The sequence below is a fragment of the Salinicoccus luteus DSM 17002 genome, from assembly GCF_000712035.1.
In the GTDB taxonomy this organism is placed as follows: domain Bacteria; phylum Bacillota; class Bacilli; order Staphylococcales; family Salinicoccaceae; genus Salinicoccus; species Salinicoccus luteus.
In genome coordinates this window covers 334,261-353,130 of the sequence record NZ_KL544008.1, presented here as the reverse complement: position 1 = coordinate 353,130, position 18,870 = coordinate 334,261, and the positions used below count along the sequence as shown (strand labels likewise).

The window sequence follows — 18,870 nt, the reverse complement described above, 5'->3', positions numbered from 1 at the left end:
ATGAAGCAATATGAAGATGATTTCCGTATGTTCTGATGGATGAAAATTGGTGGACTGCAACATTAAAAACCGGGTATCAGAGATACCCGGTTCACGTACGGCCCAGTGCTTTTGATTTTTTGACATGCTTGGCTGCGATAATCAGCAGCCCGACAGCGATCGAAATACTCAGGAATGAGGATCCACCATAGCTGAGCAGCGGCAATGGCACACCTGTAAGCGGAATCAGCTTCGAAATGCCGCCCAAATTTATGAAGAGCTGGAACGAGATGTATATGGCCACACCGATGCAGATCAGCCGATAGAACATATCCTGCGACACTGCTGCATACCTGAGCGCCTTGATGACGATGATGAGGTACAGACACAGTATGAAGATGACCCCGATCAGCCCCAGTTCTTCGGCGATGACGGCAAATATGAAATCGGTGTGCGGCTCCGGCAGATAGCCGAGCTTCATCACACCGTTGCCGAGACCGTTTCCGAATACGCCGCCATGCGAGATTGAGACCAGTGCATTGGTCAGCTGGTACCCTGTCCCCGTCGGATCGTTGAAGGGATGCAGGAACGTATCGATACGAGCCTGCTGGTGGGGGGACAGGATGCTTCCTTTGATCAGGTAGATGATGACACCCACTGCACCGGCAGCGACTGCGAGCGCTCCCCCGACTTTGGCGAGGAATCGGATTGAAATGCCGGAATAGATGAATATGCCGGCGATGATGCCTGTAATCACAAGACCTGTGCCAAAATCGTTGGAAATGACGATCATCGTACAGAACCCGATGAAGGCCAGAGGAACGAGGTGTCCCCCTTCAAGCTGTTTCAACCGGTCTTTTTTGCGGTCATATATATATGACAGGTAGAGGATCGTCACAATCTTGAAGAACTCGGAAGTCTGGAAGTTGAACCCTGCCAGACGGATCCAGTTCCGCTCACCGTTCACCTCGGTCCCAAAGAATGCCGTAAAGACGAGAAGGACGAAGATGCCCCCCGTCGCAGCAATCTGGAAGTACTTGTTCCTCAGAAACTCACCCGACATGAAATACGCCATGATGAACACGATGGTGAACCCGAGGAATATGGAAATCAGCTGCCGTATGTAGAAGTGCTCGGAGTTCCCCCCGGTGATGGCTGGAGTTCTTGATGCCATCACCATGCTGGCACTGTATATCATGACGAGTCCAATCAGACTGAGCAGTACATATGTAATCACTATGGTGAAATCGACATACCTTGAATATGTCCTTACGTAATTAAAGAAATCTTTTATGAATGACAAAGAACCGCCTCATTTAAAAAAAGTCTAAAGATCACATTTCTTTAGACTCGAATTTTTCATCTTCCATATATGCATCGTGGACTTTGGATACTTCCTTTTCCAGTTTCTCCAGAAGTGCACGTCCATCTTCCGGGTCAATCAGGCCAAGCCTGGCAGCAAAATGAACTTCTTTAGAAAGCCCAAACATCTGTGTGTCCAATACTTCTTCATAGACTGGGCATTGGGGCATCGTCAAATTGTCCATCTGCACTTTGATCAGCTGGACAATCTTTTCTGCATCTTTCTCCAGCTGCTCATAAGCCTGTTTACTCAATTCATCTAATGTGGACACGAAATAACCCCTTTCTATAAACTCTCTATAAAATTTTATATCACCAACCGTAAAAAAGCAAGCAAAGACAAGCGTGCGAAAACAGCAAAGAGGATTTATTTATCATATATAAGTCTGTTATAATTACGGGGTAAGGAGAGAGTAAATATGATTATACAGATTATGGGTAATGTGCGTTTTCAAATCACACTGGATCCATCCACGTGGATCTTCGATGACCGTAAAGAGGAACTCGACAAAGTGCTGGCCAACGATGGCGATGAAGAGCAGATAGAGTTTTCCGATTCCAAGGAGTGGAGCAGGCAGATCATAGAGGGCACGACAAAGCCGCCTACACTGAAATCGGAAAAGAAATTCAAGAAGCAGGAGCTGCTCGATGGCACTTTCGTCATCTGCCTGAAGCCCTTCCTGGAATACACAGAGCCCGAGCGTGGAGAAGATGCCATGATCACCTTCACACACGACGGTGAGACGACGATCCTTCCATACAACCAACGGCACAAGTTCTACGCGCATTTCAGCCAGGACGGCAAGCGCATTTATGATGACGGGTTCATCGACGTACTTGTCATCGGTGATGGAGAAATAGAAAAGCGCCTCGAGCACGTCACCGGCATCTCTTTTGAATAGTTGATGCGCAAAAAATAAGCTGCTCATCCCCATGGGGATGAGCAGCTTATTTTCTATTTTCCGGAAGTTTTGATGTTGCCGGCCTTGCGTTCCTGATGGAGCCTGAATCGATACAGCGCCAGGAAGATCGCGGCGACACCCAGGCTTTCCGCCACTGGCAGGAATGCACCAAAGAATGTCAACATCACACAGCCGAAAAACATGACGATGTAAATGACCACGTTCTGCCATAGTTTGATTTTGCGGGCAAAACCAAGGTTATAGACGATGATGGAAAGGACGAATATGGTCAGGAACAAATACCACATCCCCGCCTGGGGATTGGTATCCAGACCGAATATCCTGCCGAAGAACGTCAGGCGTTCCGTAACATTTACATTCATCAGATCAGGGAGAAACAATTAGACTCACTCCGCTTCAAGTTTAAACTTTTCTTTCTTCTGCGATTTTTCTCTTTCGCTCTTGCCGAGAATCTTCTTTCTCAGACGGACGGTCTCAGGTGTCACTTCCACCAGCTCATCTTCATTGATGAACTCAAGCGCCTCTTCAAGTGTCAGAGACCGCGGTTTTTTCATCGTTGTAGTCTGCTCCTTCGTCGCAGAACGGATGTTGTTTGCCGCCTTCACCTTGGTGATGTTGACGGTGAGGTCGTTATCCCTGGAGTTTTCTCCGACGATCATGCCTTCGTAGACCTCTGTCCCAGGTTCCATGAAGTTCGTGCCACGGCCCTCAAGCTGCAGGATTGAATAGGTGGAGGCCGCCCCCTTGTCGATGGAGACGAGTACGCCATTGCGTCTGCCGCCGATGCGCTCCCGGATGACAGGCCTGTAGTCCTCGAATGTATGGTTCAGTATACCATAACCCCTTGTCATGGACATGAATTCGGTACGGTAGCCGATCAGGCCGCGTGCCGGTACATGGAAGATGATCCGTGTCTGGCCATTTCCCGTATTGGACATGTCGACCATTTCACCTTTACGCTGTCCGAGCGATTCGATGACGCTTCCGGTATTCTCTTCAGGCACATCAATCTGGACGCGTTCGAAAGGCTCACACTTCACGCCATCGACTTCTTTGATGATGACCTCGGGCTTGGATACCTGAAGCTCAAATCCTTCACGTCTCAAGTTTTCAATCAGTATGGACAGGTGGAGTTCCCCCCTGCCTGAAACTTTCCATGCATCCGGCTGATCCGTCGGATCCACTTTCAATGAGACATCGGTTTCAAGCTGCTGTTCGAGCCTCTCCTCAATCTTGCGTGCAGTGACATATTTGCCTTCCTTGCCCGCAAACGGTGAATTGTTCACTGAGAAAGTCATCTGCAGCGTCGGTTCATCGATATGGAGGATCGGCAGGGCTTCCGGTGTATCCACTGGCGTGACCGTCTCTCCCACGTTGATGTCCTCCATGCCGCTCAGTGCGATGAGGTCGCCTGCTTTGGCATAGTCGATGTCGACACGGTTCAGGCCGAAATAGCCGAACATTTTGGTCACTCTGAAATTCTTGATTGTACCGTCGGTCTTGATCAGGGAAACCTGGTCGCCCACTTTCATCTCACCCCTGAAGACACGGCCGATGCCAATCCGTCCGACATAGTCATTGTAGTCGAGGAGTGCCACCTGAAACTGGAGCGGTTCGCTGCTGTTGTCGACAGGTGCCGGCACATGTTCAATGATCATTTCGAAGATGGACTCCATGTTCTCATCCTGCTGGTCCACCTCGAGGCTCGCTGTACCATTGATGGCAGACGCATATGCAACCGGGAATTCCAGCTGCTCATCGTTGGCATCAAGCTCGATGAAGAGTTCCAGTACTTCGTCGATGACCGACTCGGGACGGGCAGTGTCCTTGTCGATCTTATTGACCACGACGAGTGGTTTCAAGTTCTGTTCCAACGCCTTTTTCAGTACGAAACGTGTCTGCGGCATCGTCCCCTCATAGGCATCCACGACGAGGATGACACCATCGACCATTTTCATGATACGCTCGACTTCACCACCGAAGTCGGCATGTCCTGGTGTATCCAGGATATTGATTCTTGTATCTTTATAGGCAAGTGCTGTATTCTTTGCGAGGATCGTAATCCCACGTTCACGTTCAATATCGTTTGAATCCATTGCACGTTCTGCAACATGCTCATTTTCCCTGAACATGCCGGATTGTTTGAGCAGTTCATCCACCAATGTTGTTTTTCCGTGGTCAACGTGCGCAATAATCGCGATATTACGGATATCATTTCTTAAATTCATCAAGACTTTCCCTTCGTTTTTAGAATCGCTATTTCACAACCTGTTTATTATAACATGAAACCCGTGTGTTTTTCCACTATGCATTCTCCAGACCGGGTGTAATATGGCGCCGTTTATGGTATAATGGCGCAAACATGATTTCGAAAGGATCGTAGCCCATGGAACCAAAAAGATCTAAAGCCATATTTGGTGTACTTGCTGTGCTCGCTGTCCTGATGATGATCGCATTTTCCGTCTTCATCGCTGAAGCGATGCCGCTTATGGCAGTCGTCTCCGTCCTTGTATTCATTGGCATATTCGGTACTGGCTTCACCTTGAAGAAGAAGTACCGGGAAAACGGCTGGCTGTAGGACTGCAGATTTCAAATAGTTGCGAAACCGAAGCAGGATAAAAGGGGGATTCCATTCCAATTCTTCCATTTATCCTGTTTTTTTATACCATTTTTCCGATTTTAGCGCTTTGACCTGCAGCTTCCGATGTTCGACAATGAGGGCATCAAACAAAAGGGAGATGCGCCATGAGAGAGAAGCCCGACCGATTGAAAGTGTACGAATTCCTATATAATAGACTGCCTTTTTCAGACGATGAGACAAATGAATATGAAGCCATGCAGAGGATGGAGAAACTGGAAGCGCAATTTGAACATCATCTGATGAAAATAAAGACGACAAACATGCGTATCCATTGGCACGCCGAGGTCCTCGTCGACAGAAAGGCCGAAATAGTGAACGTCCTGATTGTGACCGACTACTGCTACTATCTGTTCATAATCCATGAGCTTGAAGGGGAGCATTACATCAACCCGTTCAACATCCTGTGCAGCAGCAGTCACGAGGCGGTCCTCGACCTGAACCGCAGCAGGCGGATATTCGAATTATTCCGGGACCAGCTGATTGACGCAGATACATATCAGCGGCCCATCATATTAAAATATGTCATGATGAATGACGGGTTCCAGTTGAAGGGGAAGCGGTCGGATCTTTTTCTTGAGGAAAGGAATCTTCCATACTACTTGAAAGCCATCGAACACTCCGCGGTAATCAGAAAAAAGAACCATCGCCCCGCCTCGACATGATGCTCAAGGCGCGGGTGCCCCTTTCCATCAACGCGGGAAACTTCCGACGGGGCATAAAATGCAGGCGGTGCCATGCCTTCGGTTGGCAGGCCATTGGAGGCAGCATAGGAAAATGTGATGTCTGCGGCCAGGTCGAAGCAGTCCAGATCATCGCCAGGGATTATTTCGCACAGTTCGACCGATTGTTCCCGGGAGAGAGCTACAAGCGTCGGGACATCATCGACCACCTGCAGATTTCCGTTTCGGAATATACACTGCAAAAAATAATACGATCCAACTTCAGGAAGCTGGACCGTAAGGAAAGAATCTACTATTTTTCACCATGCGCACGCCTGTGAGCAGCAATGAACGATTCATCGGAATCGAAATATTCCACAAGCTCACCATGCAGCGCCCGATTTCCTGCCAAGATGCTGTCTTTTTTCAATATATCGATTTCTTCGCCCAGCAGGTTCGTTGTTCTCCCCCCTACTTCCGAAATGATGATCATCCCGGCAGCATAGTCCCATGGGTGCAGGCGATAGAAAAGTGTCGCACTTACTATGCCTGTTGCGGTGAATGCCAGATCAAGTGCTGCAGATCCGTATGAGCGTGTGCTGCGTGCTTCTTTGACCACTTTTGTGAAGGCCGGACCGATTTCATCCTTGATCACCCAATTTGAATTCAAGCTCACGAGGGAATGGGCAAGGTCTGTATCCTCGAGCGGCGCCAGCCGGATATCATCCTTGAATGCGCCCTCCCCTGCCTTCGCATGATAAAGATGGTCGTTCATTACATCGAGTATCATCCCGCAATGCGGCCTTCCATCTATATAGACGCCGATTGAAACTGCAAAATTCTGAAGCTGATGTACGAAATTCAATGTACCGTCAATCGGATCCACGATCCAGAGGACCCCTTTCGTGTCTTCAATATCCGTACCATGCCCTTCTTCACCGATGATATGGTGATCAGGGTATTTTTCCAGTATGCGGTCATATATATATGTTTCGGTCTCGCGATCCACGTCCGTCACAAGATCATTCGGATTCAATTTTGCATCTATGCGGAAATCCTTTTTCATGCGCAGACGGACGAAATCGCCAGCCTCTCTGATTAAACGTTGTCCAAACTCGTATATTTCCATTGCATCCACCCCAAATAATTGATTGACATCATTACTTATTCTATCATAGTAGTAATGATTTGAAAGGAGTAGTAAAATGCCCAAATACCATTTTACCAAAGACGATTTTAAAGTATTCGATATCGAAGGCCTCGAACCGAGGATGGATGCCCTCAAGACAACCATACGACCAAAGCTCGAGAACCTTGGGGAATACTTCAGCGAGTACCTGACAGAAATTACCGGCGATGAGCATTTCGCACACGTTGCCAAGCACGCGAGACGCAAGGTCAATCCCCCGGACGATACATGGGTGAGCTTCAGCACTAATCCGAAAGGCTACAAGATGATGCCCCATTTCCAGATCGGCCTTTTTGGCGACCACGCATTCTGCATGTATGGCATCATCTATGAATCCCCCGAGAAGGCCGCAGTCGCCGAAAAGTGGCTCGACCAGACTGATGAGATCCGTTCCATACCCGAGGATTACGTCGTTTCCCTCAACCATATGAGACCGGAGAAGACGCCGCTCAGGGAGATGAGCGAGGAAGATCTTGAATCGGCCCTCATAAGGCTGCGCGACGTCAAAAAGGGCGAGTTCCTCGTCGGCAAGAAATACCTGCCTTCAAACAGTGTGCTCACCCGTGACGATATCTTCATCAAAGAACTCGAAACCGTGCTCCAGGAGCTCGTCCGTCTATACTAGAGTGCAGCAGAACAGAATATCGGCACAAAACAACCCGTCATCTGGAGAGATGACGGGTTTCTTTCATTCCTAGCCAAAACACTGCAGTCTGGAATTACAATACAAGGGCTTTGTTGGACTTCTCGGGCTTCAACTGATTTGCAAGCGACTGGACATGGGCGATTTTGCCTATGTCGAAATTGCCGCCGCTGACGATTACTCCACAATGTCTGGAATCTATTTGATCATTATGTGACAATAATCCCGCCAATGCAGCCGCACCAGCACCCTCAACCAATGTCTTACCACGTTCGAGCATAGTGACCATGGCGTTTGCAATTTCTGCTTCACTCACCGTCACAACATCATCGACATAATGCTGGATGATCGGGAGTGTCTTTTCGCCCGGCTGCTTTACTGCTATGCCTTCTGCAATGGTGGAGACCTTATCCAGCTTTTCCACGACGCCCTGATGATATGCGGTGTGCATCGCTGCAGCAGATGCTGCCTGTACACCGATCACCTTGATATCGGAATTCAGGGATTTCGCTGCGACTGCGATACCACTGATGAGTCCGCCGCCGCCGATCGGTACGATGATCGTATCGATCCTGCTTTCCTGCTCCAGCATTTCGAGGGCCATCGTTCCCTGTCCGGCCATGATGTCATAATCGTCGAAAGGATGGACAAAAGTTGCACCGCATTTCTTCTGATGTTCAAGTGATGCCTCGTAGGCCTCCTGAAAGCTTTCTCCTATGAGTACGACATTGGCGCCATACCCTCTTGTTGCCTGGACTTTCGCTTCAGGGGTCGACTCAGCCATGTAGATCGTCGCTTTTACTCCCAGTTTATGGGCCGCCAAAGCCAGTCCCTGTGCATGGTTGCCTGCAGAGGCGGTGATTACTCCGCATGCCAGCTGGTCCTGTGTCAGGCGCATGAGCTTGTAGCTTGCCCCCCTGAATTTGAAAGCGCCGGTCTTCTGCTGGTTCTCCATTTTGAAATAGACATTTTTCTCTGTGCGCTGGTCCAATGTAGCTGACGTACGTAACGGTGTGTGATGGACAATATGATCCAAACGCTTCCAGGCGTCATGGACTAATCCACCAGTTAGGAAATCCCCATGTGGTCACACTCCTTGAATGATTTATTTGGATTTAATCTATGTTTTTGATTAATCCCTGTTCTGGTGAGGGTTCAGGCTCTCGCAGCCTGCTTCTCCTCATATTCCCTGATCTTATCGTCAAGCAGCAGTGTCAGTGCGATGTCATCCCAGCCGTTCAGGAGTTTCTCCTTATGGTAGGACGGAATATCGAATGGAAGACGCTTTCCATCATCTGAAATCGTCTGGTCTTCAAGGTCGACATGCAGGTGGAAAGTACCATCCTTTGCCTGCTCCATCCACTCCGCGATCTGTCCCTCATCCGCCTTTATCAGGATGATGCCGTTCTTGAATGCATTGTTGTAGAATATATCGGCAAAACTTGGTGCAATGATGACCTTGAAGCCGAAATCGAGCAGTGCCCAGGGTGCATGCTCCCTGGAGGAGCCGCATCCGAAATTTTCCCCGGCGATAAGGATGGATGCATCATTGTATCGCGGACTGTCCAGTTCGAAATCCGGCTTTGGATTTCCATCGTCATCAAAACGCCAGTTGTGGAAGACGAACTGGCCAAAACCGGTCCGTTCCACACGCTTCAGAAATTGTTTCGGGATGATCTGGTCCGTGTCCACATTACTGCGGTCGAGCGGGAAGACCTTCCCTGTATGTTCTTTGATTGCTTCCATCTGATCTCCTCCTAACTCGGCACTCCGGCCTGAAATTTTCTGACGTCCGTAAAGCTGCCTTCTATGGCAGCCACGGCTGCCATTTCCGGGCTGACAAGGTGCGTACGTGAACCGCTGCCCTGACGCCCCTCGAAGTTCCGGTTGGAAGTGGAGGCACAGCGTCCTCCAGCCGGTACCACGTCATCATTCATCGCAAGACACATGCTGCATCCGGATTCACGCCATTCGAAACCGGCGTCCTTGAATATTTCGTCGATGCCAAGCTCTTCCGCCTGAAGTTTGACGCTGAATGAACCCGGGACGACGATGGCCCGTACACCATCCTTGACCTTGTGCCCCTTGACGATGTTCGCGGCATTCACCAGGTCGGGAAGCCTTGAGTTCGTACAGGAACCAATGAATACGTGATCAACTTCGATTGAGGTGATCGGCTGGTTTTCCTCGAGCCCCATGTACTGGAGGGCGCGGCTGACTTCATCCTTGTTGTCTACTGAATCGACAGAAGGCGTCATCCCGCTGATCGGGACGACCATGCTCGGATTCGTTCCCCATGATACTTGTGGTTCAACTTCCTCTGCGTCTATTTCAAGCGTCATATCGTATTCGGCATCTTCATCAGAAGCCAGTTCGAGCCACTCGGCTGCCTTGCGGTCGAATGCTTCACCTTTCGGTACATACTCCCGCCCGCGCAGAAATTCAACAGTGGTTTCATCGGGACTGATCAGCCCTGCACGCGCGCCGCCTTCAATCGACATGTTGCAGACCGTCATCCGCCCTTCCATCGACAGGTTCCGGATTGCTTCTCCGGTGTACTCGATGACGTGGCCGGTTCCGAATTTGACGCCGAATTTTGAGATGATTGCAAGGATGAGATCCTTTGCCGTCACACCAGCTGGCAGATTTCCGTTGACCTTGACGTTCATCGTCTTCGGACGGCTCTGCATCAATGTCTGCGTCGCCAGTACATGTTCGACTTCGCTTGTGCCGATGCCGAAAGCGAGTGCCCCGAAGGCGCCATGTGTGGATGTATGGCTGTCTCCGCACACGATCGTCTTGCCCGGCTGGGTTAAACCAAGCTGGGGACCGATGACATGTACGATGCCCTGATCCGGGTGGTGCATATCAGCAAGCGTGATGCCGAACTCCTCACAATTCCTCCTTAATGTCTCCATCTGGGTTTTGGAAACTTCATCCTTGATGACTTCCCTATTCCGCGTCGGGACATTGTGATCCATCGTGGCATATGTCAGATCCGGACGCCGCACTCTGCGGTCTTTGAGTCTGAGTCCTTCAAATGCCTGGGGGGAAGTCACTTCATGCACAAGATGCTGATCGATATAGATCAGGTCCGGCTTTTCCTTCTGGCTGTGGACAACGTGAGTTTCCCATATTTTTTCAATTACTGTTTTTCCTTTTCCCATATCCGACACACCTTTTCCTTACATATAAGAACTGCAGATTGCATTTGAGATACTTTTCGTCGACAGGTTGTCAATGATCCGTTTGACCATTTCTTCCGTCCCGACGACCTTCCCGTCTTTCACATCAAGGTCGCGTGTATGATACCCGTCCTCCAGGCATTCAGCGACGGCCCGTTCGATCTCCGCCGCTTCCTCTTCCATGCCGAATGAGTACTTGAGCATCATCGCAGTGGAGAGGATCATGCCGAGCGGATTGACTACGCCTGTTCCGGCAATATCCGGCGCCGAACCATGGACCGGTTCATAGAGGCCTACCCCATCTGAACGCAGGCTTGCTGAAGGCAGCATTCCGAGCGAACCGGTGAGTACGGAAGCCTCATCACTGAGAATATCGCCAAACAGGTTTTCAGTGACGATGACATCGAACTGCTTCGGGTTTGTGATCAGTTTCATTGCTGCCGAATCGACGAGCTGGTGTTCCACCTGCACATCCGGATAGTCCCTCGCCTTTTCATCGACGACTTCCCTCCACATGCGACTTGATTCAAGTACATTCGCCTTGTCGACGGATGTCAACTTGCCGCTCCGCATTTGGGCAGCTTCGAAACCTTTCTCGACGATCCTTTCGATTTCGCTCCGGGTATAGCGCAGCGTATCGACGACTTCCTCACCATCGGTACTCCGTCCACTCGGTTTCCCGAAATAAAGGCCTCCGGTCAATTCACGGACAATAAGGATGTCGCAGCCATCGACAAGCTCGGTTTTTAGTGGAGAGGCATGAACAAGCGGTCCGAACCCCTGTACCGGACGCAAATTTGCGAAAAGGCCAAGCGACTTGCGGATGCCGAGCAACCCTTTTTCAGGCCTTTTACCTGCAGGAATACCATCCCATTTCGGACCGCCTACAGCTCCCAGGAGAATCGCATCCGCGTTTTTGCACGCTTTGACCGTATCCTCCGGCAATGGAGTATCATATCGGTCGATGGCGTCACCGCCGATTGCATGTTCATGGACGATGAATTCATGATTGTATTCACTCGCTATGGCGTTCAGTACTGCTTTTGCGCCTTCCATGATTTCCGGGCCCACCCCGTCACCAGGTAATAGGATTACTTGTTTTCTCATTTGTACCCCTCCATTTCACTTTATCCGTTAACGACCTCTTCTTTTTCTGCCTGGGTCTTCAGGATATACCTGTTGACCGCGTTGATATACGCATTTGCCGAAGCTTCGATGACATCCTGTGCCGTCCCCCGACCATTAACGGTCTCCCCTTCGACAGAGAGCTGGACATGGGATTCAGCAAGTGCATCCTTTCCGCCGCCGACCGAATTGAGCTGATAGTCGAGCAGTTTCTGATCGTAGTCGATCAGTTCGGAAATGGTACGGTACAGCGCTTCGACACTGCCATTTCCGGTGGCTGCCGTCTGGACTGTTTCTCCATCCGGAGTGTTGAGCGCCACTGTGGCAGTCGTAATATTCTGCGTCCCATAGTTGACCTGGAACGTTTCGAGTTCATACTTGTTCATCACCGACTGGTCCGTCTTGACCTCCATGATCAGTGTATAGATGTCGTCATCCGTCACTTCACGCTTGTGGTCGGTGAGCGTCTTGAAGTTCTTGAACGCCGCCTTGAGTTCATCATCCGTCATTTCCACACCGAAGGCCTTGACCTTATCCTTGAATGCATGACGGCCAGAGTGTTTGCCCATGAACAATGTGTTGGACGATACGCCGACGAGCTCAGGCGTGATGATCTCATATGTCTCCGCGTTCTTCAGAACGCCATCCTGGTGGATGCCGGATTCGTGTGCATATGCATTCCGGCCGACGATCGCCTTGTTCGCCTGCACATACATGCCCGTGAGCTTTGCCACAAGATCGCTGGAACGTTTGATTTCATTGAGCTTGAGGCTTGTTTCGTAGCTGTAGCGGTCGCTGCGTATCTTCAGTGCAATCGCAACTTCCTCAAGTGCCACATTGCCTGCCCGCTCGCCGATGCCGTTGATTGTGCCTTCGACCTGGGTCGCGCCATTTTCAATGGCTGCGATGGTATTGGCTGCCGCCATCCCTAGGTCGTTATGGCAATGGCATGAGAGGTCAACTCGGTCGATGTTCGGAACATTTTCCTTCATATACTTGAACATGTTTCCATATTCATCAGGTGTCGTATAGCCTACCGTATCCGGAAGGTTCACGACCGTCGCTCCGGCTTCGATGACCTGTTCGATCACCTGGGCCAGGAAAGGCCACTCGGAACGTGTCGCATCTTCAGCGGACCATTCCACTTCCTCGAACTTTTCCTTGGCGTACTTCACCATATCCACCGACTGCTGGATCACCTGTTCCGGCGTCATCTTCAGCTTATAAGTCATATGAATCGGGGATGTCGCCAGGAAAATATGGATTCTTGGGTGTGGTGTATTCTTCAAAGCCTCATAGGCACGATCGATATCCTCTACTCTCGTCCGGGCAAGTGCTGTAACTGAAACATTTTTGATAGTATCCGCAATCAGCTTGACTGCCTGGAAGTCGCCTTCGGAGGCGGCTGGAAAGCCGGCCTCCATGACATCCACACCAAGGCGCTCAAGCTGCTTCGCGATTTCAAGTTTCTCCATCTTATTCAGATTCACGCCTGGGGACTGCTCCCCATCCCGAAGGGTCGTATCAAATATCCTAATTCGTGACATGGACTTTCCCTTCTTTCTTTTTGTCATTGACAGGCTGCTTGACGAATGGCATCAGATCACGCAGGTCCTGTCCGACTTTTGTAATCGGATGGTTGTATTCATTATTGTTGATTGCATTGAACTGTGGACGTCCCGCCTGGTTTTCCAGGATCCAGCCTTTGGCAAACTGGCCGTTCTGGATCTCTGTCAGTACATCCTTCATGCGTGCCTTCGTTTCGTCATTTACGACGCGTGGTCCGGATACGAAGTCACCCCACTGTGCAGTGTCGGAGATGGAATATCTCATATTCTCCATGCCGCCTTCATACATCAGGTCCACGATGAGCTTCATTTCATGCAGACACTCGAAGTATGCCACTTCAGGCTGATAGCCTGCTTCAGTCAATGTTTCGAACCCTGCTTTCACGAGACTTGTCAGTCCGCCGCATAATACAGCCTGTTCTCCAAAGAGATCCGTTTCCGTCTCTTCCTGGAATGAAGTCTCAAGCACACCTGCTCTTGCAGCACCGATGCCCGCAGCGTATGCCATCGCAACATCCGTCGCTTTTCCTGATACATCCTGGAAGATGCCGTATAGTGCAGGTACGCCTGCCTCCTCTTCATATGTCCTTCTTACAAGGTGGCCGGGTCCTTTTGGAGCGACCAGGAATACGTCGACATCTTCCCTCGGAACCACCTGGTTGAAGTGGATGTTGAAGCCGTGTGCGAAAGCGAGGGCACTGTTTGGTTTCATGTTGTCCTTGATGCTTTCTTCATATACCTTAGGCTGGTTTTCATCCGGCAGCAGTACCATCGTGACATCCGCTTCGGCGACTGCATCGGCGACCGCCTTCACTTCGAAACCATCCTCTTTGGCCTTGTCATGGGATTTGCCTGGTCTGAGTCCGACTACGACCTCGTATCCGCTGTCACGCAAGTTCTGGGCGTGTGCATGTCCCTGGGAGCCGTACCCGACGATTGCGATTTTCTTTCCTTGGAGCGCCTCTTTGTTGATGTCTTTGTCATAGAATACTTTAGTCATTATAATCTTCCTCTCATTTGTGTGTATTTATTTTTTGTTTTAATGCTATACGCTTAATGTAAACTCCTGGATCTGCCTGGGCTGCTTTCCTCTTGGGAAAGCCGTCACCCCTGTCCGTGTCATGTCCTTGATGCCGTATGGATGGAGCAGGTCGATGAGCGCCTCAATCTTGTCCGGTTTGCCTGTCACTTCTATCACCAGGCTGTCCCTCGATACATCCAGGACACGCGCCCTGAACGGTTCGATGACACCCTGGATTTCCGCCCGGGAAGCGCTTGTACTGCCCACCTTGATCAGTGCAAGCTCCCTTTGGACAATGGCCTTTTCGGTAATGTCGTTCACTTTCAATACGTCAATCTGCTTGTTCAGCTGCTTTGTCAGCTGTTCGATCTTGTTTGGATCCGGCACTTCCACTACAAACGTCATCTTGGATATGCCTTCTATTTCGGTTGTGCCGACTGTGATGCTTTCTATATTGAAAGCCCGTTTCGACAGCATGCCGGTGATCCTGTTCAGCACGCCGCTCGAATTCTGGACGGTGGCTGTAATTATTCTTCGCATTGTTTCACCCCTATCATTTCATGGTTTCCCTTGCCCGGAGCAACCATCGGGTATACTTTGTCGAGCTTCTGCACTCTGGCATCGACAAGCACCGGGCCGTCATGCTGGAAGACTTCCTTGATGACGGAAGGTACATCGGTCTCCTTTGAAACCCGGATGCCCTTGACCCCGAAGCCTTCAGCAAGTTTGATGAAGTCCGGATTCTCGGTCAGCAGTGAAGCGGAGTAGCGTTCCTCATAGAAACTTTCCTGCCACTGCCTCACCATGCCAAGCGCTTCATTGTTGACGATGATGACTTTGATCGGAAGGTTGTGCTGTTTGACGACCGCCATCTCCTGCATGGTCATCTGGAAGCCGCCGTCCCCGACGATGGCCACCACCGTCTCTTCCGGTCGGCCAAGCTGTGCACCGATTGCTGCCGGAAGGCCGAAGCCCATCGTGCCGAGTCCACCGGATGTCACCCATTTGTGCGGAGAATTGAACTGATAGAACTGGGCCGCCCACATCTGATGCTGACCGACGTCCGTTGTGACGATCGCATGACCATCCGTTTCGCGGTAAATCGATTCGATCAGCCATTGGGGTGAAATCAAGTCATCGGAACGTTCGAACCAGAATGGGTATTCCTTCTTATTGTTCATCGCATTTTCACTCCAGCTGGAGTGGTCGGTGCATTCGATATCGATATCCAGCAGGGCCCTTAATGCTTCCCCTGCATCGCCGACGACCGGGATCTTCGTTTCGATGTTCTTGCCGATCTCGGCAGGGTCTATATCGATGTGTGCGACTGTTGCTTCCGGTGCAAAGTGCTGTATGGCTCCTGTGAGCCGATCATCGAATCTTGCACCGATATTGATCAGCAGGTCCGCTTCATAGAGGGCCATGTTCGCACTGTAGGAGCCGTGCATCCCGGCCATCCCGAGTGCCTGTTCATGACCTCCCGGGAAGCTGCCAAGCCCAAGCAGTGTCGTCGTGACCGGCAGTTCGAACTTTTCGGCAAAAGCCTTGAGTTCTTCAGAGGCATCTGCAAAATGGACACCGGCACCGGCCAGAAGCACCGGCTTCTTCGCTTTCGCAAGTGCTTCAGCGAGTCTTCTTATCTGCAGCGGGTTCGGCTTGATCGTCGGCTGATAGCCCGGCAGATGGAACGAAGTATCGAATGTCTTGTCCGTGATTTCCTGGGCGATGTTCTTCGGAATGTCCACGACGACCGGTCCCGGCCGCCCTGTCGAAGCGATGTGGAACGCCTCCTTCGTTATCCGCGGCAGATCCTTGATATCCGTCACCTGATAATTATGCTTCGTTATCGGGGTTGTCAGACCGATTACATCCGCTTCCTGGAAAGCATCGGAGCCGATGACTGCGGTCGACACCTGTCCGGTGAATACGACGACCGGCAGTGAATCCATCATTGCATCCGTGATGCCCGTGATCAGGTTGGTTGCACCCGGTCCTGAAGTGGCAATGACGACACCAGGCTTGCCTGTTACCCTTGCGTAGCCTTCAGCAGCATGGATGAGGCCCTGTTCGTGCCTGCATAGAATATGCTGAAACGGAGCGTCCGCCCGATATAGTGCATCGTAGATCGGCAGCACTGCCCCACCAGGATAGCCGAATACTGTGTCCACCTTTTCTTCAACAAGTGATTGGACGAAAAGGTCAGCCCCTGTCCTCAGTTTTTGTTCAACTGGTTGTGTGTGCGTTTCAGTTTGTGTTTTCATTACCACTTACCTCCTTGTAAATCTTGAGCAAGATCCTCTGTATTTAATTCGATTATAAAAAAATAGCTCTTCTCCCCCACGTTCTACTCCCAGTCGGACTGCGAGCATGTCATGGGGCGAAAAGAGCTATTTCACGGTACCACCCAGTTTTGCATGATTCTTGCGAAGCATGCCTTATGGACTTTTGGAAAGTCCGTTTTGGTAACGGGTGCCATACACCCGGCCGAGCCTACTGTCAATATTTCAGTCCGGCACTCAGGGTCGAGATAGAAGAAAGTGTCAATCCCGGTTTCCAGCATCCCGGGTCTCTGGTAATCGACCTGTCTTTCCTCTACGTTCCCATCGTCGTTTTTTTGCGATTTATATTTATCTGATATTTCTGATATGTGATATTGAAAGTAATCTTATAACGTTTGAGGAAAGAAATCAACCACCTGTTTCGAAATAATTTCTAATTATCTAATATTTCTGAAAATGTAAACGGTTACATTGCCGTCATGTCAAGGTTTAGAAAAATAAAATATTTTTCTGATTTATTTCAAACGATCCCATATAGGCCTTCTAATAAAAAAATGCACAGCATGATTATGCCGTGCATGCATGTTCTATTTGGTAAGGTAGTCCGTCACTGCACCTTCCGAGGAGCAGGTTACATTGTGCGCATATTTACCGAGTACACCCTTTTTATAAAGGGGTGGTGCTTCCCACTCGCTGCGGCGCCTTTCCATCTCTTCTTCGGATACATCGCAGGATATCTCCTTCTTCGTGGAGTCGATTGTCACCATATCCCCTTCCTTGAGGAAAGCGATTGGTCCCCCACTTTGTGCTTCAGGCGAAATATGCCCGACGACGAGTCCATGCGTGCCTCCGGAAAAGCGGCCGTCCGTGAGCAGTGCCACCTTTTCGCCGAGCCCCTTGCCGACCAGGAGGCTGGAAATGGAGAGCATCTCTGGCATGCCGGGTCCGCCTTTCGGACCGACATAGCGGATTACGAGGACATCCCCTTCGTTGATTTCATTGGCCAGTACAGCATCGGATGCCTCCTTCTCATTGTCGAACACCCTGGCAGGTCCTTCGTGGCGGGCGACTTTCACTCCGGACACCTTCGCCACTGCACCTGTCGGTGACAGGTTTCCTTTCAGGACGATGAGCGGTCCATCTGCACGTTTCGGATTGTCAAACGGCATGATGACGTCCTGCCCTTCAACGAGGTCGTCCACTTCTTCAAGGTTTTCAGCCACTGTCTTGCCGGTCACCGTCATGCAGTCCCCATGGAGGTAGCCTTCCCTATGCAGCATCTTCATTACGCCCTGCACGCCTCCGACCTTATAGAGGTCCTGCATGACATAGCGTCCGCTTGGTTTCAGGTCCGCCAGATGCGGGACCTTCTCCTGGATGCGGTTGAAATCATCGATTGTCAGATCCACTTCTGCCGCATGGGCGATGGCGAGGAGGTGCAGGATCGCATTCGTCGATCCGCCCAGCGCCATGACCACAGTGATGGCATTTTCAAACGCCTTCTCCGTCATGATGTCCTTCGGATAGATGCCTTCCTCGAGCAACTTGTAGACCGCTTCGCCCGCAGCTTTGACATCTTCAGCTTTCGCCTGTGATTCGGCCGGGTTTGACGCGCTGCCGGGCAGACTGAGTCCAAGTGCCTCCATTGCGGATGCCATGGTGTTGGCAGTGTACATTCCACCGCACGCTCCTGCGCCTGGACATGCATTGCATTCGATCTGGTTCAGTTCCTTCTCATCGATTTCACCGGCGTTCAGTTTGCCGACGCCTTCGAAGACACTGACCAGGTCGATGTCGCGGCCTCTGTGCTGGCCCGGCGCAATCGTGCCGCCATAGACGAATACCGCAGGCACTTCCGCATTGGCGATCGCAATTGCACAGCCCGGGATGTTTTTGTCACAGGCTCCGATCGCCACGAGACCATCCAGATTCTCAGCCCCTACGACCGTTTCGATGGAATCGGCAATAAGATCACGTGATGGCAGGGAGTAGCGCATGCCCTGCGTCCCCATGGAGATTCCGTCTGATACGGTGATCGTATTGAACTGGAGCGGCACGCCGCCCGCTTCTGCCGCACCCGCCTTCGCCTCTTTTGCGAGATCGTTCAGATGGATGTTGCATGGTGTCACCTCGGCCCATGTGCTGGCGATGCCGATCTGCGGCTTTGTGAAGCTCTCATCCGTCAGTCCGACAGCACGGAGCATTGCCCTGTTCGGTGCCTTCACGTCACTTTCCGTATACACTTTGCTTTTGATGCGAAGATCCTTTTTAGTCTTTCCTTCTGTTGACATTCAAA

General features: G+C 50.8%; 19 protein-coding genes. 5 read left to right on the top strand and 14 right to left on the bottom strand.

Annotated features, from left to right (window positions below):
• Nucleotides 1–91: 91 nt before the first annotated feature.
• Nucleotides 92–1,282 carry an FtsW/RodA/SpoVE family cell cycle protein gene (locus tag BO53_RS0111625; protein ID WP_031548387.1) on the bottom strand — a complete coding sequence of 397 codons (1,191 nt, stop codon included), beginning with the start codon at nt 1,280–1,282 and terminating at the stop codon, nt 92–94.
• A gap of 31 nt (nt 1,283–1,313) precedes the next feature.
• Nucleotides 1,314–1,613 carry an Fpa/YlaN family protein gene (locus BO53_RS0111620; protein ID WP_031548385.1) on the bottom strand — a complete coding sequence of 100 codons (300 nt, stop codon included), beginning with the start codon at nt 1,611–1,613 and terminating at the stop codon, nt 1,314–1,316.
• Nucleotides 1,614–1,760: 147 nt separating this feature from the next.
• On the opposite strand from BO53_RS0111620, the gene BO53_RS0111615 reads away from it, so the two are divergent.
• Nucleotides 1,761–2,243 carry a hypothetical protein gene (locus tag BO53_RS0111615; RefSeq protein ID WP_031548383.1) on the top strand — a complete coding sequence of 161 codons (483 nt, stop codon included), beginning with the start codon at nt 1,761–1,763 and terminating at the stop codon, nt 2,241–2,243.
• Nucleotides 2,244–2,296: 53 nt separating this feature from the next.
• On the opposite strand, the gene BO53_RS0111610 is transcribed toward BO53_RS0111615, so the two are convergent.
• Nucleotides 2,297–2,626, bottom strand: a complete 330-nt coding sequence (locus BO53_RS0111610; protein WP_031548381.1) for a YlaH-like family protein — start codon at nt 2,624–2,626, stop codon at nt 2,297–2,299.
• A gap of 24 nt (nt 2,627–2,650) precedes the next feature.
• Complete coding sequence (typA, locus tag BO53_RS0111605) at nt 2,651–4,495, bottom strand: translational GTPase TypA (RefSeq protein ID WP_031548379.1); 1,845 nt, start codon at nt 4,493–4,495, stop codon at nt 2,651–2,653.
• 155 nt (nt 4,496–4,650) lie between these two features.
• On the opposite strand from typA, the gene BO53_RS0111600 reads away from it, so the two are divergent.
• The 3 genes from BO53_RS0111600 (at nt 4,651) to BO53_RS0111590 (ending at nt 5,905) form a co-directional block, all read left to right on the top strand.
• Entirely contained in the window at nt 4,651–4,842 is a 192-nt protein-coding gene (locus tag BO53_RS0111600) for a DUF5325 family protein (RefSeq protein ID WP_031548377.1), read from the top strand.
• 167 nt (nt 4,843–5,009) lie between these two features.
• Nucleotides 5,010–5,567 carry a hypothetical protein gene (locus tag BO53_RS0111595; RefSeq protein ID WP_031548376.1) on the top strand — a complete coding sequence of 186 codons (558 nt, stop codon included), beginning with the start codon at nt 5,010–5,012 and terminating at the stop codon, nt 5,565–5,567.
• Nucleotides 5,564–5,905, top strand: a complete 342-nt coding sequence (locus BO53_RS0111590; RefSeq protein ID WP_031548374.1) for a hypothetical protein — start codon at nt 5,564–5,566, stop codon at nt 5,903–5,905. The genes BO53_RS0111595 and BO53_RS0111590 overlap by 4 nt, the downstream gene beginning before the upstream one ends.
• Here BO53_RS0111590 and BO53_RS0111585 read toward each other — a convergent pair.
• The gene (locus BO53_RS0111585) at nt 5,878–6,693 is read right to left on the bottom strand and encodes an inositol monophosphatase family protein (protein ID WP_031548372.1); all 816 of its coding nucleotides are present in this window, start codon (nt 6,691–6,693) and stop codon (nt 5,878–5,880) included. The genes BO53_RS0111590 and BO53_RS0111585 overlap by 28 nt on opposite strands.
• 76 nt (nt 6,694–6,769) lie before the next feature.
• Between BO53_RS0111585 and BO53_RS0111580 the strand changes: the two genes are divergently transcribed.
• Nucleotides 6,770–7,378, top strand: a complete 609-nt coding sequence (locus BO53_RS0111580) for a YktB family protein (RefSeq protein ID WP_031548370.1) — start codon at nt 6,770–6,772, stop codon at nt 7,376–7,378.
• A gap of 94 nt (nt 7,379–7,472) precedes the next feature.
• On the opposite strand, the gene ilvA is transcribed toward BO53_RS0111580, so the two are convergent.
• The 9 genes from ilvA to ilvD form a co-directional block, all read right to left on the bottom strand.
• Nucleotides 7,473–8,432: a threonine ammonia-lyase gene (gene ilvA / locus BO53_RS0111575; RefSeq protein ID WP_037342194.1), complete on the bottom strand. Its 960-nt coding sequence runs from the start codon at nt 8,430–8,432 to the stop codon at nt 7,473–7,475.
• A 119-nt stretch (nt 8,433–8,551) separates the two neighbouring features.
• Nucleotides 8,552–9,142 carry a 3-isopropylmalate dehydratase small subunit gene (leuD, locus tag BO53_RS0111570; RefSeq protein ID WP_031548366.1) on the bottom strand — a complete coding sequence of 197 codons (591 nt, stop codon included), beginning with the start codon at nt 9,140–9,142 and terminating at the stop codon, nt 8,552–8,554.
• 11 nt (nt 9,143–9,153) lie between these two features.
• Complete coding sequence (leuC, locus tag BO53_RS0111565; RefSeq protein WP_031548364.1) at nt 9,154–10,563, bottom strand: 3-isopropylmalate dehydratase large subunit; 1,410 nt, start codon at nt 10,561–10,563, stop codon at nt 9,154–9,156.
• 18 nt (nt 10,564–10,581) lie between these two features.
• Entirely contained in the window at nt 10,582–11,688 is a 1,107-nt protein-coding gene (gene leuB / locus BO53_RS0111560; protein ID WP_031548362.1) for a 3-isopropylmalate dehydrogenase, read from the bottom strand.
• A 20-nt stretch (nt 11,689–11,708) separates the two neighbouring features.
• A complete protein-coding gene (locus BO53_RS0111555) occupies nt 11,709–13,253 on the bottom strand; it encodes a 2-isopropylmalate synthase (RefSeq protein WP_031548359.1) in 1,545 nt (514 codons plus the stop codon).
• On the bottom strand, nt 13,240–14,274 hold the full coding sequence (gene ilvC / locus BO53_RS0111550; protein WP_031548358.1) for a ketol-acid reductoisomerase: 1,035 nt from the start codon (nt 14,272–14,274) through the stop codon (nt 13,240–13,242). Before ilvC ends, BO53_RS0111555 begins: the two co-directional genes overlap by 14 nt.
• Before the next feature lie 45 nt (nt 14,275–14,319).
• Nucleotides 14,320–14,835: an acetolactate synthase small subunit gene (gene ilvN / locus BO53_RS0111545; protein ID WP_031548356.1), complete on the bottom strand. Its 516-nt coding sequence runs from the start codon at nt 14,833–14,835 to the stop codon at nt 14,320–14,322.
• Entirely contained in the window at nt 14,823–16,556 is a 1,734-nt protein-coding gene (ilvB, locus tag BO53_RS0111540; RefSeq protein ID WP_031548354.1) for a biosynthetic-type acetolactate synthase large subunit, read from the bottom strand. The genes ilvN and ilvB overlap by 13 nt, the downstream gene beginning before the upstream one ends.
• A 605-nt stretch (nt 16,557–17,161) precedes the next feature.
• Entirely contained in the window at nt 17,162–18,865 is a 1,704-nt protein-coding gene (gene ilvD / locus BO53_RS0111535; protein WP_031548352.1) for a dihydroxy-acid dehydratase, read from the bottom strand.
• Between the last annotated feature and the right edge of the window lie 5 nt (nt 18,866–18,870).